This is a genomic window from Streptomyces sp. LBL (assembly GCF_029893585.1).
GTDB lineage: Bacteria > Actinomycetota > Actinomycetes > Streptomycetales > Streptomycetaceae > Streptomyces.
Map to the genome: position 1 here is coordinate 1 of NZ_JARXYX010000059.1, position 14,610 is coordinate 14,610.

Genomic DNA, 14,610 nt, shown 5'->3' on the forward strand with positions numbered 1-14,610 from the left:
GTTCCTTCGAGCGCCGTGACGACAACCGTGGCGGCTTCCGCCGTGACGACCGGAACGACCGCGGTGGTGACCGTGGCGGCGACCGCGGTGGCCGTACCTTCGAACGCCGTGACGACCGTGGCGGCGACCGCGGTGGCCGTTCCTTCGAGCGCCGTGACGACCGTCCGGCCCGTTCGTTCGAGCGTCGGGACGACAAGCCGGCCGGTTCCTTCGAGCGCCGTGACGACCGTCCGGCCCGTTCGTTCGAGCGTCGGGACGACCGTCCGGCCCGTTCGTTCGAGCGTCGGGACGAGCGCGGCGGACACCGTGGCAGCGACCGTCCGTTCAACCGCGACCGTCAGGGCGACCGCCCCGGCTTCCGCAGCGGCGGCAACGACCGTCCGACCGGCCGCCGTGACGACCACCGTGGCGCCGGCACCGGCACTGGCACTGGCACGGCCACCGGCTCCTTCGGCCGCCGTGACGACAAGCCGCGCTGGAAGCGCAACGGCTGAGGACGACGCCGCTGAGCGACATCTTTGAGCGGTGAGCGCTGTGGCCCCCGGAGTCCCGGGGGCCACAGCGCTTTGCCGTATCGGGCGGGACGGCGGGACGGCGGGACCTGAGCGGTGCAGCGATACACGAGCCCTTTCTAGCCAACTTGTGACGTGTGTCATGCCCCAGGCGTGGGCATCGCTGGGGACATGACAGATGATGCCAACGCCGTAACGAGTGGGCTGCCGGACGAAAACCCTTCAGCCGGAAACCTCTCAGCCGGAAACCTCTCCGACGAAGAGCGGCTGGCCCAGCTCGGCTACACGCAGGTTCTCGCCCGCCGCATGTCGGCGTTCTCCAACTACGCGGTCTCCTTCACGATCATCTCGGTGCTGTCGGGCTGTCTGACGCTGTATCTGTTCGGCATGAACACGGGCGGCCCGGCGCTGATCACCTGGGGCTGGGTGGCCGTGGGCCTGATGACCCTCTTCGTGGGCCTGTCCATGGCCGAGATCTGCTCGGCGTACCCGACCTCGGCGGGCCTCTACTTCTGGGCCCACCGCCTCGCCCCGCCCCGGACCGCGGCCGCCTGGGCATGGTTCACGGGCTGGTTCAACGTGCTCGGCCAGGTGGCGGTGACGGCGGGCGTCGACTTCGGCGCGGCGTCGTTCCTCGGTGCGTACCTGAACCTCCAGTTCGGCTTCGAGGTGACGCAGGGCCGCACGGTCCTGCTCTTCGCGGGGATCCTGGTGCTGCACGGCCTGCTGAACACCTTCGGCGTCCGCATCGTCGGTCTGCTCAACAGCGTGAGTGTGTGGTGGCATGTGCTGGGCGTGGCGGTGATCGTGGGCGCGCTGGCCTTCGTCCCGGACCACCACCGGTCCACGTCCTTCGTGTTCGGCGAGTTCGTGAACAACACGGGCTGGGGCAGCGGCGTGTACGTGGTGGCGCTGGGCCTGCTGATGGCCCAGTACACCTTCACCGGCTACGACGCCTCGGCCCATATGACCGAGGAGACACACGACGCGTCGACGGCCGGACCGAAGGGGATCGTCCGCTCCATCTGGACGTCCTGGATCGCGGGATTCGTGCTCCTGCTGGGCTTCACCTACGCGATCCAGTCGTACGACGCCGCCCTGACGTCCCCGACCGGGGCGCCCCCGGCCCAGATCCTGTTGGACGCGCTGGGCGCGACCGCGGGCAAGCTGCTGCTGTTGGTGGTGATCGGGGCGCAGCTGTTCTGCGGCATGGCGTCGGTGACCGCCAACAGCCGCATGATCTACGCGTTCTCGCGGGACGGGGCGCTCCCCTTCTCGCGTGTGTGGCACACGGTGAGCCCGCGCACCCGGACGCCGGTGGCGGCGGTGTGGCTGGCGGTGGGCGCGGCGCTGGTCCTCGGCCTCCCCTACCTGATCAATGTGACCGCGTACGCGGCGGTGACCTCGATCGCCGTGATCGGCCTGTACATCGCGTACGCCATCCCGACCCTGCTGCGGCTGCGCAAGGGCGAGGCGTTCGAGCGCGGGCCGTGGCATCTGGGGCGCTGGTCGCGGTCCGTGGGTGTGGTGTCGGTGGTGTGGGTGGGGGTGATCACGGTCCTGTTCATGCTGCCGCAGGTCTCCCCGGTCACCTCGAAGACCTTCAACTACGCCCCGGTCGCCGTCCTGGTGGTCCTCGGTTTCGCGGCGACGTGGTGGCTGGCGTCGGCCCGGCACTGGTTCCTCAACCCGGAACACGAGCGGACGCGGGCCCGGGAGTCGGCCCGCGCGGGGGCGCCCGAACCGGTCGATCCCTGACACTTCGGCCGCGCTACGGCCCTACGGGGACCCACCGCGACTCCGCCATGGCCCACCGCGTACATCCACCCCGTACATCCGCCGCGCCCGTGTCACCGATACCCGATCGGAGACACGGGCGCGGGCAGCTATGCTCGGGGTGGCAACATCACCTGGGCCCTTAGCTCAATTGGCAGAGCAGTGGACTTTTAATCCATTGGTTGTGGGTTCGAGTCCCACAGGGCCTACGAGGAAGCCCCAGATCAGAGCACATCTGATCTGGGGCTTCAGTGCGTTTGGGGGGGCATGGAGATCGTTAGCTGGCTCGAGAGTCGAACGATCATGGTGAACGCGCGACGGCCCTCAGCCGGGTCGGGGGGCCCAGCTGAGGGCCGCAACTCCCCCCCCAGGGGCGTCCGCATCCGCGAGACCCGCAAGTACGCCAATCTGACCCAGGAAGGGCTGGCCGAGCGGACCGAGCTAGGGCGGTCGACCATCCAGCGCTTGGAGGCGGGCAGGGGCATTAAGTACGTGCATCTGCTGGTCATCTCTCGGGCCCTCGACATGGCCCTCGCCGACCTCGTGTGCTGAGCGGCCGCCCCCGACGGGGGGACGGGGAACGGCCGCTCGCTCTTCGCAGCCATCGGCATCGCTGCGAAGTTTTAGATGCGGATACCCACCGCGATGGTGTTGTTTTCCGCGAGTTGCAGGATGGCCCGCATGATGATGCACAGGCGGCGCTCGTCGAGACCCCGCACGGCAGCGATGGTGATAGGCCCCATACCCATCAGCGACAGCACCAGGCCGAGGAAGAGCCGCTCTTTCTCGTTCAGACCGAGCGTGTACTTGCGCCGGGACAGGCCCTCCCACCGAGCTGTTGCGCCGTCCGGTCCATCCGCGATGAGCGCACTGCGCACGTTCCGCCTGGCGAAGATGGTGCCTTCGTCAACGAGCGCCCGGGCCGCGGCCCGCTCTCCGACGGTCTCCGAGGCTCGGACGATCTGCTCACCCAGTTCGTGCAGGTCGGTCTCGTAGGTGGTGAGAGGTTGGGGCTCAGTCTCAGTCGTCATCCTCGGTCCTCCGCAAGAGGTCGGTACCCGCCGGGGCCGAACGCGGAGGCGAGCACAGCAGGGTCGGTGAGATGGCCTGATCCATCGGGCTGCCACAGCCAGTGCACCCGCTCCAGCGCCCGACCCCCTGGCGGGCAGCGCAGCATCCAACCGGCGTGCCGCACCCGCACCTGCGGCACATCGGCGAGTTCCTCCGCGGCACCGAGCGGCACCAGCCACCAGGCCCGGTCTCCGTGCGGATCGCAAAGCACCGGACCACGGGCCGCTTCGCGGATGCGGGAGGCGGCCGGCATGCCGTGGATAACGGTGGTCTCGGCGACGAGCCAGTGCGCGCCGGAGGCGATCGACGCGAGCGCACCGGCGTGCCACGATTTCCATACGCGAGCCGGGTGGGGATGGCAGTTGGCGAGCCACATGTCCCCGGCCCCATACCGCTGGTCGATCCTGATGGGTTGGGCCATGGACAGCACGTTATGCAGGACGATTGCGCGAACGTGCGCCGATTGCGCGTGATTGCGCGCGCGGGGGCGTCCGTTGCTACGGGTTGCTCACGACAGCTTTTGAGCGGCAGCGGTGGCCCGCCCGATCAGCCGATGCGCAACCTCTCCGTACACCGCTGATTCGGCCAGCCAGTCCCATGCCCGTTCGTACAACGCGATGGACTCCTCGTCGTCGAGCCACATCTCAGTGCTCAGGGTCTCGACGATGACGAGGCGCCGATCGTAGATCCAGAACCCGTGCGACGGACTACGCCGCAGCTCGGCCGCGAACGGAATGATCCCCAGCTCGACCGTGTCCATTCCGACCATCGAGCGCAACCGGTCCAGCTGGCTGGCCATGATCTCGCGTGGGGCATTCAACGCGTAGAGAGCGCCCTCCCACAGCAGCATGCGGAACTGTCGCTGGGGCTCGTACAGCGCCTGTTGCCGCCGCATGCGGGCACGGACGGCGTCCTCGATGTCCGTGCTCGGCACGTCCCGGAAGGCTGCGTTCGCGGCGAACACTGCGCGTGCGTACTCGGGCGTCTGGAGAAGTCCCGGGATCCTGACCACTTCGACGGCGCGTAGCAGCGTCGTCTGCTCCGTCTCGACGAGGCCCTGCTCCTGGCGGGGCCGGTGCCCGTTTGCGTACTGCCGGCGAAGCGACCGGTAGCGGGTCTCAAGTCCGGTGAGTCGACCGTCCAACTCGGTGGCTACGTCGCGGCGTCCGGCCGCCTCGGCCCACGCTGCGAGGTCGTCCCGGCGCGGGGTCTGCTTGCCGTTCTCCAGCCGGGACACCTTCGAGCGTTGCCAGCCGAGGAGTTCGGCGAAGTCCTTCCCGTTCAGGCCGGCCTCGGTGCGCAGCTCGCGCAGCCGTGCACCGAGCGCGATCCGCCCGGATTGGTAGTCGGTGGTCACATGGTGGAAAGTACCCGCTCGGCGAACTCGGCGGCAGGGACTGAGTGGTGCCAAGCGGCGTCGCGGGCTTGGCAGGCGGCGAGCACCTCGGCGGGATCTTCCGAGAGGACCACTCCAAGGGTGGTGTCCTCGTCGTCGAAGACGAACCTGAGCAGGGTGCGGGAGTCGATGAGCCAGAAGTCAAAGTCCGGCAGGCCCAGGCGCGCGGCGTCCGTGCGCCACAGGTAGCGGACCTCGTCGCCAGCAGACACATTGCTCGGTGCCCGGGTAAGCAGGAAGCGCTGTCCTTCGGTGAGCGGCTCGTCGACGATCCGCACACGGCCGAACGTCTTGCCCTGCGCCGTCTGCTCGGAGACGTTCCGGCGCCACGCGTCCGGCGCATCGTGGGCCACATCCTCCCCGGCCTGCCACCGTGCCCACGGTTCGCTGCTGCGGTCGGTGGCGTAGCCGCGGCGGGTCTCCAGCCTCCAGGCGGTGTGCTTGAAGTCGGTGAACACGTGCGCCACTTCGTGGAATGGCGTCACGTCGGACGGCTCACTACGGGGAGCGAAGCGGGTAAGCAGCTCGCGGGGAACCCGGACGAACGTCTCGCTGGCCTTGACGTCCCGCAGCTGGGCCAGGTGCTGAGGATCGGTCTCTCGATCGCCCTGTACAAGGATCTCGCTGGTGCCCGCGATCTCGTACAGGGTGGGGCAGTCGCCGCCGTCGCTGGTCGTGCCGAGGAACCTGAGCGCCATGTTGCCTCCTGAGCCTGGTGGGTGGGCCATCAGGATGCGGGGGATAGCCGTGACGCGCACAAGGATTGCGGCAGATTGTGCCTTTGTGGCTGTAGGGCCTGATTGCGCGCAACTCCAGACATGCCGAAGCGCCCCCTCGAGCGTTTCGTGTCCTACCCGGGCGCTTCCCCGGACAGCGACCCCTCGCTCCTGCTCGGCTGGGCCGGCTGGAACCACCGCGACCAGACGGAAGCCCTCGTCAACCTCATCAACGACCGTGCCTCGGTGGACGGTTGGGGCAAGGATGACCCGCGCTTCGTTCCGTTGCTCGCCGGGCTTCAGGAGATCATGCCCTGGGTGCACCAGTGGTACGACGAGGACGACCAGGAGTGGGGCGGCAACCCGGCCGAGGAGTTCCAGACCGGGCTTAACCGGGGCCGCACTGACCGGCACTTCTCCGAGTCCGACCTCCGCGACTGGCGTCCCGAGAAGAAGCCGGGCGGTCGGCGGTCGGCTGCCGAGTAGCCGACGGGACGGGATGATTCACGCTGAAGGGGCCGCGCGACGCAACGCGCGGCCCCTTCAGGCGTTCGGTTCGCCCCCTTCGGGCGCGTCGCTGGGCGGCTGCTCGACGACGAAGGAGCCTTTGCCGCGCACGGTAACGATTAGCCCGCGCTCTCGAAGTTCCTGTGCAGCACGCCGCGCGGTGAGTCGGGCGACGCCGTACTCATCGGCAAGGTGGTTCTCCGAGGGGATGGGCCTGTCCGGCGCCAGTTCCCCGGACGCGATTTTCTCGGCGATGACGTCGGCCAGCTGCACGTAGAGCGGTCTCGCGCTCATTGGGTCCAGGGTGGCCTTCGGCTCTGCCTTATCGCTCATACGTCCAACGTAGAGCGGCAGTGACCTGCACGATCGTGTGGATCCCTCTGTACTTGTATGCAGAGGTCTGCATCCCGGTGTAGCTTCGAAGACGGAAGACCCCGGCGAGGTGGCTAGACCTCCCGGGGCACGGCCAACGCTTACAAGGAGCGTCGACATGCACGACCTTATCCGCCGCACCCTCCAATGGCTGCGCCTCCTCTTCGCCCCGGGCACGGGGAAACGGCGCCGCCCGCACCGCCACACCTATCCTTGCCTCCACCTCACCGTCGTACGCCGCCTCTCTGCAGCCCTGCCTCCGCACCTCCCCCGTCACCGCTCCCCGTACGGCCTCCACACACCCCTCGACGGCACCGACTCCGTCCTCGTACGTCCGTACCTCGCCGCCCTCGAACAGGAAGCCGCGCTCCAGCAGCACCGCCGCCTCGCCCTCGTTCTCGCCGCCGACTTCGGGATCGACCTCGATCGGCACCTGATCGGCGCGCAGGAGGTGGCCGCCTGATGGAATACGTATCGCGACACGCCACCGACCCCGCGTCGGCCCCCACCACCCTCCGCCTGCTGCCCTGGCCCTCCCCCGGCGGCAAGCCCGGTTACCTGGTCACGGACAGCCGCGGTGGTCCCGTGTCCCGCCTCGCGGACGAAATGGAGGCCACGCAACTGGCCATGGGCGTCGATGTGCTCGACCTCGCCCGCGCGGTGCTGGACGACCCCGCGTCGCCGTACACCGAGGTCCGCTACGCCGGCATCCGGCTCGCCGAGTGCCTCACCGACGCCCTGCGCGTCGCCGAGTCCCGGGGCCTGCGCCTGCCCTCACCAGACGCCGACGACGCCGAGGATGCCGAGGACGCCCACGACGTCGTACAGGCCGAGGACACCGAGCACACCCACGACGTCGTACAGGCCGAAGTGACCGAGCGCATCCTGCCGACGTAGCCACCGGCCGCCCGGCAACCCGTCAGCGGCCCGCCCGCTTCCACGCGTTGAGGAACTCCTTGTACAGGAACCGCTGGAAGGGCTGAGCCCCCACGAACGCGAACTGCTTGCCCAGGGTCCGCGCTCCGAACCACAGACCGCTGACGGCGGGCACGCCCGTCGCCACCTGGGTGACGGACGCCACGGAGTTCACCAGTTCCCTCTCCATGGCGGACATCTCGACCCTGCGCAGACCCAGACGATCAAGGAGTTGATGCTTCACGCCTTCGATGTCGCGAGCGAGCCGCAGATAGTCCTCGTCGGTGACGCAGCGTTCCACGGCCTGCCGAAGGTCTGCGGCCCGCTCGCGGTATTCGAGAACGCGCCGGACGACGAGGGCTATCCAGCGTCTGTCATCGAGGCGGCCGGCCTCGTGCGGCTCCCACAGTCTGCCTCCCAGAAGAGGCAGTTCGAGTTCGAGTAGGCGCAGTCGATGGGCGTCGGTCTGGCCGGCGGCGCGGCTGAGGATGTCGTGGATGCCGCGCACCGCTTGGATGATGTCCAGTACGGTGTCGCCGGCCACGCCGCCACGAGTGAGGTCGAACGTCAGGGAGAAGTCCCTGCGGAGCGGGTGCGACTGGTACGTCATCTCGGCCGCTTCCGCTCGGGCCTGGTACTTCATGCCTCTCGCGAGGGTGGCCATGAGGTACTTGCCCTGGTCGGGAACCGTGATGTCCCGCAACGGCCCGGCGAGGATGACCGCAGCGGCGCGGGCCCATTCCCCGAACCCGTCCTCCTCGACCCCGTCCCGGGTGGGGATGCGGTCGGAGTGATGACCGGTGGTGCTCCGGACCTTGCGCTCCTGGAAGGTGCTCCAGTCGCGTAAGCGGGTGGAGAGCGCGGTCTGTGACCCGGCGCTGGCATGGTCGATCGTGAACGCCTGCTCCACGAAGCGCGCCATGCTGGTGATCCCGTGCACGCTTTCCAGATCGTGGAGCGCGGTCTCCACCAGGTCCGCCGCGCGTTGTTGTTGGTCGTTGTCGGCCTGGAGGGTACGGGTCAGGCCTTCCCGCATGAGTTCGCGCAGCAGCAGCGGGCGCTCCCCGAAGTCCTCTGTTCGCGGGTTGGACAGCACGGGGTGTGCCACATAGACGCGGGACATGAAGATGAGCGACTGCACGATCTCCACGAAGCACTGTCGGGCGAACGGATCGTCGGGTTGCGCGGCCCTGTTCTGGGCCAGCAGAAAGTCCTCCGCGCTGATGAAGGAGGTGACGTCGAGGAGGACGTCGGTGTTTCGCTGTGTCATCGGCCGACCGGTCCGTGTCTTCAGTGAGGTGCGTCGAGGAACCAGGAGACGACCTCCGGCCGCCCCATGACCGTGGAGGTGAAGACGGGCTCGGCCTGGCTGAAGAATGCCGGAGTCGCAGGCAGCGGCTTGCCGTCCTCGTCGCAGTGGCGCATTCCCGCGGCCGTGCCGAGACACAGGCCGGCGATCCCGTCCCACACCTTCTGCTCGCGTCGCCAGAACAGCTCGAACGCCGGAAAAGGGGAGTCCGTGCAGGCGCCGAGGTCGACAACTGTGCGGACCATGTCGAGGGTCTGCGAGGTCGTTCGTGTCTTGAGGAGGAATCCTGCCTCTGCGGCTGCCGGATCGAAGGCCCGTGGAGGTGCCCCCGCGCTGCGGGTGGCGGAGATCCATCGTTCTCGGCCGGGATCGGCGGGGGGAGCGACAGTGTCACCGTTCAGTGTGAGACGGCGCTCACGCGCATCCGCGGTCACGACAAGCGGGGTGCGTCCCGACCCGAGTTCCGGGGCGAGGACGAAGGCCGACACAGGCAGCCAGTTCTCGAGCAGGCAGACCACCGAGCAGAACTCGACTCGTTCCTCCCGGACGAATTCCGCTGTTCCGTCGATGGGATCGATCACCCAGACGCGGCCCTCGCCTGCGCTCGTCACCTCTTCCCGAGGGCTCTGTCGTTCGTCCTCCTCCGCGATGACCACGGCGGCCGGTTCCCGCGCCCGGATCGCGTCGATGATGATCCGTTGCACGGCGACGTCCGCCTCCGTGAGGAGGGTCTTGTCGGCCTTGACCTCGACAGGAAGATCCGTGATGTGGCTGCGGTACTCGGCGAAGACCGGGAGAAGGCGCTCGGCGAGTTCGTCCCACAACGGGGCAACGGACATCAAAAACCCTCCTGCGGCTCGGGTGGGTGACGTTGCGCGCTTGACTGCGTCAAGGGCCTGGGCAGCACCTTGGCACAAGCACGGACAGCTGTGGAAGACGGCGACGCGTCGACGAGGAACCCGTCGCCGGGGTGCTCGGTCCCGCTGGATCCCGATCGCTCCGGACGGCTCCCGCGCACGGCCCTCGTCCGCTCAACGGTCTGGCCTCCCGGCCGACCAGCAGGGGCACGGTCTGACGACAGAACTCGAAGGTCCGGCGGCGTGAGTGCTCGCCCACTGGCGGCTACAGCACCGAGTGTCTACGACCCGGCAGCTCCCATTAGGCGGCTTCTTCTCGGCCACGCACGCCCCGTGGCCGCCCCGGTCCCGCACCGCCCGCCAACCTGGCCGCCGCCGGCATCCTCCCCGGCAGTCGCGAGGCGCTGCGCCGGGACCTCTGCCGCACGGCCCGGGGCCACGGCTGACCGGCATCTCGGATCACGGCGTCCGTGGGGTCACCTTCCGGCCGGTCACCGCGTCGAGGAAGTCCCCCGGGGACACGGTGCCCCCGCGACCCCGCTGCGGGGAATCATTCAGCGTTGCCGCGGGAGCGGCGTGTGCGGTCAGACCGCGGGGCGGGTCGCCTGTTGGGGGATCAGGTCGGCCAGCGGGAGCGTGTGCTGGGTCTGGAGGACCTTCGCGCGCAGGTAACGGACGTTGTGCGCGGTGGTGAAGACGCCCGTGGGCACCCGGTTCTGGACGTCGATGCCCAGGTCCCGCAACTGGTCCGCCTTGTCGGGGTTGTTGGACAGCAGGTCCAGGGACGTGATGTCGAGGGCCTGAAGCATCTGGGCCGCCGCCGTGTAGTCACGGGCGTCCTCGGGCAGGCCCAGCGCGGTGTTGGCGGCGTACGTGTCGAGGCCCTGGTCCTGGAGCGCGTACGCGTCGAGCTTGTTGTAGAGGCCTATGCCGCGGCCTTCCTGGCGGAGGTAGAGCAGGACACCGCCGCGGTCCGCGATGCGCTCGACCGCCTCGCGCAGTTGCGGGCCGCAGTCGCAGCGGGCCGAGCCGAAGACGTCACCGGTCAGGCACTCGGAGTGCAGTCGGACGAGCGGAGTGGTGCCGGGGGCGGTGGCCGGGCTGCCGAGGATGACAGCCACGTGTTCCTGGCCGTCGGTGAGGCCGTGGAAGGTGACCAGTTCGGCGTCGACGCCATAGCCGTCTTGGAAGCGCAGCGGTACCCGGACGCGGGAGCGCGGGGTGGCGGCGGGGAAGTCGGGCATGCGGGCTCTCCGGGTCCGGACCGTATCTGTTTCAGATTTGAAGCAGATCTACGGGTACGGACCCTACCTCATGCTTTAAAGTTGAAGCAATGAGATTGCGACGGGGGTCACGAAGACGGGGGACCGGGGTGCAGGGCGCGAGGGCGTGACTCACGAACACGACGGGGACGAGCGGCGGCGCCACGGAACGTCGTCCGGCGCCGGGCGGGTGTCGTCGCTCTCCAGGGCCTGGGCGATACCGGTGCAGATCTGCTCCAGCTGGTCCACCTGCTCCTCGGTGAGCTGGTCGAACAGGGATGCCCGTACGGTCTCGACGTGACCCGGCGCCGTGCGCTCCAGGGCCGCCGTCCCCTCCTCGGTCAGCGCGGCGACGCTGCCGCGCTTGTCCCACTGGCAGTTCTCCCGCCGCAGCAGGCCGTCCTTCTCCAGACGGGTCACCGCGTACGTCAGCCGACTGCGGGTGATCTTCGTGCGCTCGGCGAGGTCGGTCATGCGCAGGCGGTGTTCCGGCGCGTCGGAGAGGTTGGCGAGGATGGAGTAGTAGAGGTGGGGCATGCCGGCGTCCTGTTGGAGCTGCCGGTCGATCGCGTCCTCCAGGAGGTGCGTCGCGGCGATGTACGCGCGCCAGGCGCGCTGCTCCTTGGAGGTGAGCCAGCGAGTCGTCATGCTGCCAGTGTAGGTTTGTTTCAAACTTGAACCAAGCCCGCCGCCGCTGAGAGTGAGGGCGTTTCGATGCCGTACCCCTACGTCCTGCTGTCCGCCGCCGTCTCCCTCGACGGCTACCTCGACGACACCGGCCCCGAGCGCCTCCTGCTCTCCTCCCCGGCCGACTTCGACCGCGTCGACGAGGTACGGGCGTCCGTCGACGCGATCCTGGTCGGCGCCGGCACGATCCGCGCCGACAACCCGCGTCTGCTGGTCAACTCGCCCGAGCGCCGTGCCGCCCGCGTCGCCGCCGGCCGGTCCGAGTACCCGCTCAAGGTCGCGGTCAGCGGGTCGGGCGACCTGGACCCGGAGGCGAAGTTCTGGCACACGGGCGGCGAGAAGGTCGTCTATACGACCGACAAGGGCGCGGAGCGGGCCCGCGCTGCCGGTCTCGGTCTCGGCCCCGGACTCGGCTCCGGCTCCGGTTCCGGCCCCGGTTCCGGCTCCGGTTCCGGCCCCGGTCTCGGCTCCGGTTCCGGCCCCGGCCCCGGTTCCGGCTCCGGCCCCGGCCCCGGCTCCAGCCCCGGTTTCGATCCGGGCCTCGCCACTGAGGTCTTCCCGGTCGGTCCCGAGCTCGACTGGCGGCGGCTTCTGGAGCACCTGCACGACGTACGAGGCGTGGACCGCCTGATGGTCGAAGGCGGCGGCACTATCCACACCCAGCTCCTCCAGCAGGGCCTCGCCGACGAACTCCAGCTCGTCCTCGCTCCCCTCTTCGTCGGCGACCCGGACGCGCCCCGGCTCTTCGGCCCCGGTGCGTACCAGGGTGGCCGGCTGCGCCTGGTGGAAACCCGGCGCATCGAGGATGTCGTCCTCATGCGTTACGAGCCCACGGCCCCCGGCACCGGTCCGCTGCCCTCCGCCGCCGACCACCACTGGCTCTCCCTGGCCTGTGAACTCGCCGCCCAGTGCCCGCCGTCGAGCACCGCCTTCAGTGTCGGAGCGGTGATCGTCGCCGCCGACGGCACGGAGCTTGCCCGCGGCCACTCGCGCGAGGGCGACGATCCCGTCGTACACGCGGAGGAGGCGGCGCTGGCGAAGATCGACGTGGGGGACGCCCGGCTGGCGTCCGCGACGGTGTACAGCAGCCTGGAGCCATGCGCGCGGCGGGCGTCCCGGCCGGTGCCGTGTGCGGGGCTGATTCTGGGGGCGGGGGTGCGGCGGGTGGTGACGGCTTGGCGGGAGCCGGACACGTTCGTGACGGGGGCGGACGGGAGTGGGTTGTTGGCGGAGGCGGGGGTGGATGTGGTGGTGCTGGGCGAGTACGAGGAGCGGGCGAAGGCACCGAATACGCATCTGGTGGGGTGAGGGCCCGCGACGCCTGCGGAGGTTGGGGTGAGGGCGCCGGTGCCGCCTGGGCGGGTTCGATCGGTGGGTGCCCGGGCGGGCTCGGGCGAGGGTGCCTGTGCGGTCTGGGCGGGCTCGGGTGGGGCGCGCTTGCATCGGGTCCGGGGAACCGATGTGACATCTGTGCTGCGTATGGCCTACAGTAAAGACACAACGACGCGGGGTGGAGCAGCTCGGTAGCTCGCTGGGCTCATAACCCAGAGGTCGCAGGTTCAAATCCTGTCCCCGCTACTGAAGGCCGAGGGCCGGAATCCGAAAGGGTTCCGGCCCTCGGTGCGTTGGGGTGGTCATCCCTGCCGGGTCTTGGTCGGGTCTTGGTCGGGTCTGGGTCGGGTCTGGGTCGGGTCTGGTCAAGGTTTGATCGTTGTCACCTGGCGTGAGCGGGCGTATGCCCTCCGCGCAACAACTGACGTGCTGTCAATATCTGTGTGTTTACTGGGCATGGTCAACTCGCCCGTTTTTCGCCGGTCGTGGGGCGTTGGTGCTCCGGGAAATCGTTAATGATCAAGCGGAACAGCTTGGAATACAGCCCTCGCGTCTATTAACGTTCGATAACGCAGCGCGGTCGTCCCAGCCGTCACAAGAGTCGGCTCCGTGCGCAACGCGCCGAATCCCGCAAGGGAACCGGGGAACCACCACTTGGGGTGAATCGCTCGTAGACCACCGTGTCCGCACGGCTGGTTGTACGCGCGTAGGAGACCTTCCTGCTCCGAACCCGTCAGCTAACCCGGTAGGCGATAAGGAAGGAAAGGAGCACGCCCACGTGGCGTCCAACCGGCCTGCCCCAGAAGCCCCGTTCGTGCCGAGCAGGCACGACAGCGAGACCTTCGGCTACGGCGAGTACCGCACCGACGAGGGCCCCTGGACGGAGTGGAACCCCACCGAGGAGTCCCTCCGACCCGCACGCGGCCGGCACCGTGTCGCCAAGCAGCGCGGCGGCCTCGGCCGCAGCTCGACCGTTCTGGGCGTCGGCGTCATAGCTGCCGTCGGCGCGGGCGGCATCGCCAGCGCCAACACCGGCAAGTCGCCGGTGTCCATCTCTCTTCCGGACCTGCCCTCAGTGGGTTCCCTCATCTCGGACGACGACACCCCCGAGCCCACCGCGACGGCGCTCAGCACTGTCGGTACGACCTCCGAGGCATCCGAGGCCTCTACGGCGGCCTCTGCGGACGCCGAGCAGAGCGCCTCGGACGCCGGTGAGGTCCTGCGTTCCCGGATCCTGGCCCAGGCCGAGCAGCAGCAGGACCAGATCGAGAGCAAGGCCGCCGCCGATGCCGCGGCCGCCGCCGAGAAGCAGGCCGCCGCCGCGAAGAAGCAGGCGGAGCAGGAGGCCAAGGCCAAGGCCGCCGCCGCGAAGCAGGCGGCGGAGGAGGAGGCCGAGAAGAAGGCCGAGGCCGAGCGCCTCGCCGAACTCGCCCAGCAGTTCGCGCTGCCGACCTCCTCGTACACCCTCACCGGCACCTTCGGTCAGGCCGGCTCGATGTGGTCCTCCGGCTACCACACCGGCCTCGACTTCGCCGCGCCCACGGGCACGCTCATCAAGGCGATCCACAGCGGGACCATCACGGAGGCGGGCTGGGCCGGTTCGTACGGCTACCGCACCATCCTCAAGCTGGACGACGGCACCGAGCTGTGGTTCGCCCACCAGTCCTCGATCAGCGTCAGCGTCGGCCAGAAGGTCAACACGGGCGACGTCATCGGTCGCGTGGGCGCCACGGGCAACGTGACCGGGGCCCACCTCCACCTGGAGGTCCACCCGGGGGGCGCGGCCACCGGCATCGACCCGATGGCATGGCTGCAGAGCAAGGGGATCAACCCCTGACACCCTGAGGCCCTGACAGTGGGCGGTTCTTTGTGTGCGTCGAACGGGTGTTCACATCGAA

General features: G+C 69.1%; 16 protein-coding genes, 2 tRNA genes, 1 pseudogene and 1 riboswitch. Of the genes and pseudogenes, 10 read left to right on the plus strand and 9 right to left on the minus strand.

Annotated elements, in window-relative coordinates; genetic code table 11:
• From M2271_RS41135 to M2271_RS41150, 4 genes and pseudogenes are all read left to right on the plus strand, one after another.
• Positions 1-494 (plus strand): annotated as a pseudogene (locus M2271_RS41135) (RNA helicase); the annotation flags it as partial.
• 189 nt (positions 495-683) lie between these two features.
• Complete coding sequence (locus M2271_RS41140) at positions 684-2,270, plus strand: amino acid permease (protein ID WP_280892587.1); 1,587 nt, start codon at positions 684-686, stop codon at positions 2,268-2,270.
• Between the two features lie 154 nt (positions 2,271-2,424).
• A tRNA-Lys gene (locus M2271_RS41145) sits at positions 2,425-2,497 on the plus strand.
• 94 nt (positions 2,498-2,591) lie between these two features.
• The gene (locus M2271_RS41150; RefSeq protein ID WP_280892588.1) at positions 2,592-2,840 is read left to right on the plus strand and encodes a helix-turn-helix transcriptional regulator; all 249 of its coding nucleotides are present in this window, start codon (positions 2,592-2,594) and stop codon (positions 2,838-2,840) included.
• Between the two features lie 71 nt (positions 2,841-2,911).
• On the opposite strand, the gene M2271_RS41155 is transcribed toward M2271_RS41150, so the two are convergent.
• From M2271_RS41155 to M2271_RS41170, 4 genes are all read right to left on the minus strand, one after another.
• Positions 2,912-3,319 carry a hypothetical protein gene (locus M2271_RS41155; RefSeq protein ID WP_280892589.1) on the minus strand — a complete coding sequence of 136 codons (408 nt, stop codon included), beginning with the start codon at positions 3,317-3,319 and terminating at the stop codon, positions 2,912-2,914.
• The gene (locus tag M2271_RS41160) at positions 3,316-3,780 is read right to left on the minus strand and encodes a hypothetical protein (protein WP_280892590.1); all 465 of its coding nucleotides are present in this window, start codon (positions 3,778-3,780) and stop codon (positions 3,316-3,318) included. The genes M2271_RS41155 and M2271_RS41160 overlap by 4 nt, the downstream gene beginning before the upstream one ends.
• 87 nt (positions 3,781-3,867) lie before the next feature.
• A complete protein-coding gene (locus M2271_RS41165) occupies positions 3,868-4,716 on the minus strand; it encodes a helix-turn-helix transcriptional regulator (RefSeq protein ID WP_280892591.1) in 849 nt (282 codons plus the stop codon).
• Entirely contained in the window at positions 4,713-5,453 is a 741-nt protein-coding gene (locus M2271_RS41170; RefSeq protein ID WP_280892592.1) for a DUF6879 family protein, read from the minus strand. The genes M2271_RS41165 and M2271_RS41170 overlap by 4 nt, the downstream gene beginning before the upstream one ends.
• Positions 5,454-5,573: 120 nt before the next feature.
• Here M2271_RS41170 and M2271_RS41175 point away from each other — a divergent pair, with 120 nt between their 5' ends.
• Positions 5,574-5,957 carry a hypothetical protein gene (locus tag M2271_RS41175; protein WP_280892593.1) on the plus strand — a complete coding sequence of 128 codons (384 nt, stop codon included), beginning with the start codon at positions 5,574-5,576 and terminating at the stop codon, positions 5,955-5,957.
• Positions 5,958-6,014: 57 nt separating this feature from the next.
• Here M2271_RS41175 and M2271_RS41180 read toward each other — a convergent pair whose 3' ends face one another.
• Entirely contained in the window at positions 6,015-6,311 is a 297-nt protein-coding gene (locus M2271_RS41180) for a GntR family transcriptional regulator (RefSeq protein WP_280892594.1), read from the minus strand.
• Positions 6,312-6,468: 157 nt separating this feature from the next.
• Here M2271_RS41180 and M2271_RS41185 point away from each other — a divergent pair, with 157 nt between their 5' ends.
• A complete protein-coding gene (locus M2271_RS41185) occupies positions 6,469-6,813 on the plus strand; it encodes a hypothetical protein (RefSeq protein ID WP_280892595.1) in 345 nt (114 codons plus the stop codon).
• Positions 6,813-7,247 carry a hypothetical protein gene (locus M2271_RS41190; protein WP_280892596.1) on the plus strand — a complete coding sequence of 145 codons (435 nt, stop codon included), beginning with the start codon at positions 6,813-6,815 and terminating at the stop codon, positions 7,245-7,247. The genes M2271_RS41185 and M2271_RS41190 overlap by 1 nt, the downstream gene beginning before the upstream one ends.
• A gap of 22 nt (positions 7,248-7,269) precedes the next feature.
• Here the strand turns inward: M2271_RS41190 and M2271_RS41195 are convergent, their stop codons facing one another.
• The 4 genes from M2271_RS41195 to M2271_RS41210 all read right to left on the minus strand — a co-directional run bounded on the left by M2271_RS41195 (position 7,270) and on the right by M2271_RS41210 (position 11,341).
• The gene (locus M2271_RS41195; protein WP_280892597.1) at positions 7,270-8,535 is read right to left on the minus strand and encodes a hypothetical protein; all 1,266 of its coding nucleotides are present in this window, start codon (positions 8,533-8,535) and stop codon (positions 7,270-7,272) included.
• Between the two features lie 20 nt (positions 8,536-8,555).
• Positions 8,556-9,413, minus strand: coding sequence for an inositol monophosphatase family protein (locus M2271_RS41200; RefSeq protein ID WP_280892598.1), 858 nt, complete (start codon positions 9,411-9,413; stop codon positions 8,556-8,558).
• Between the two features lie 602 nt (positions 9,414-10,015).
• Positions 10,016-10,675, minus strand: coding sequence for a GTP cyclohydrolase II (ribA, locus tag M2271_RS41205; RefSeq protein ID WP_280892599.1), 660 nt, complete (start codon positions 10,673-10,675; stop codon positions 10,016-10,018).
• 150 nt (positions 10,676-10,825) lie between these two features.
• Entirely contained in the window at positions 10,826-11,341 is a 516-nt protein-coding gene (locus M2271_RS41210; RefSeq protein ID WP_280892600.1) for a MarR family transcriptional regulator, read from the minus strand.
• 66 nt (positions 11,342-11,407) lie between these two features.
• On the opposite strand from M2271_RS41210, the gene M2271_RS41215 reads away from it, so the two are divergent.
• The 3 genes from M2271_RS41215 (at position 11,408) to M2271_RS41225 (ending at position 14,549) form a co-directional block, all read left to right on the plus strand.
• A complete protein-coding gene (locus M2271_RS41215; RefSeq protein ID WP_280892601.1) occupies positions 11,408-12,688 on the plus strand; it encodes a dihydrofolate reductase family protein in 1,281 nt (426 codons plus the stop codon).
• A gap of 196 nt (positions 12,689-12,884) precedes the next feature.
• A tRNA-Met gene (locus tag M2271_RS41220) sits at positions 12,885-12,958 on the plus strand.
• Positions 12,959-13,321: 363 nt separating this feature from the next.
• Positions 13,322-13,479: riboswitch (cyclic di-AMP (ydaO/yuaA leader) on the plus strand.
• 11 nt (positions 13,480-13,490) lie between these two features.
• Positions 13,491-14,549: a M23 family metallopeptidase gene (locus M2271_RS41225; RefSeq protein ID WP_280892602.1), complete on the plus strand. Its 1,059-nt coding sequence runs from the start codon at positions 13,491-13,493 to the stop codon at positions 14,547-14,549.
• Positions 14,550-14,610 lie beyond the last annotated feature (61 nt).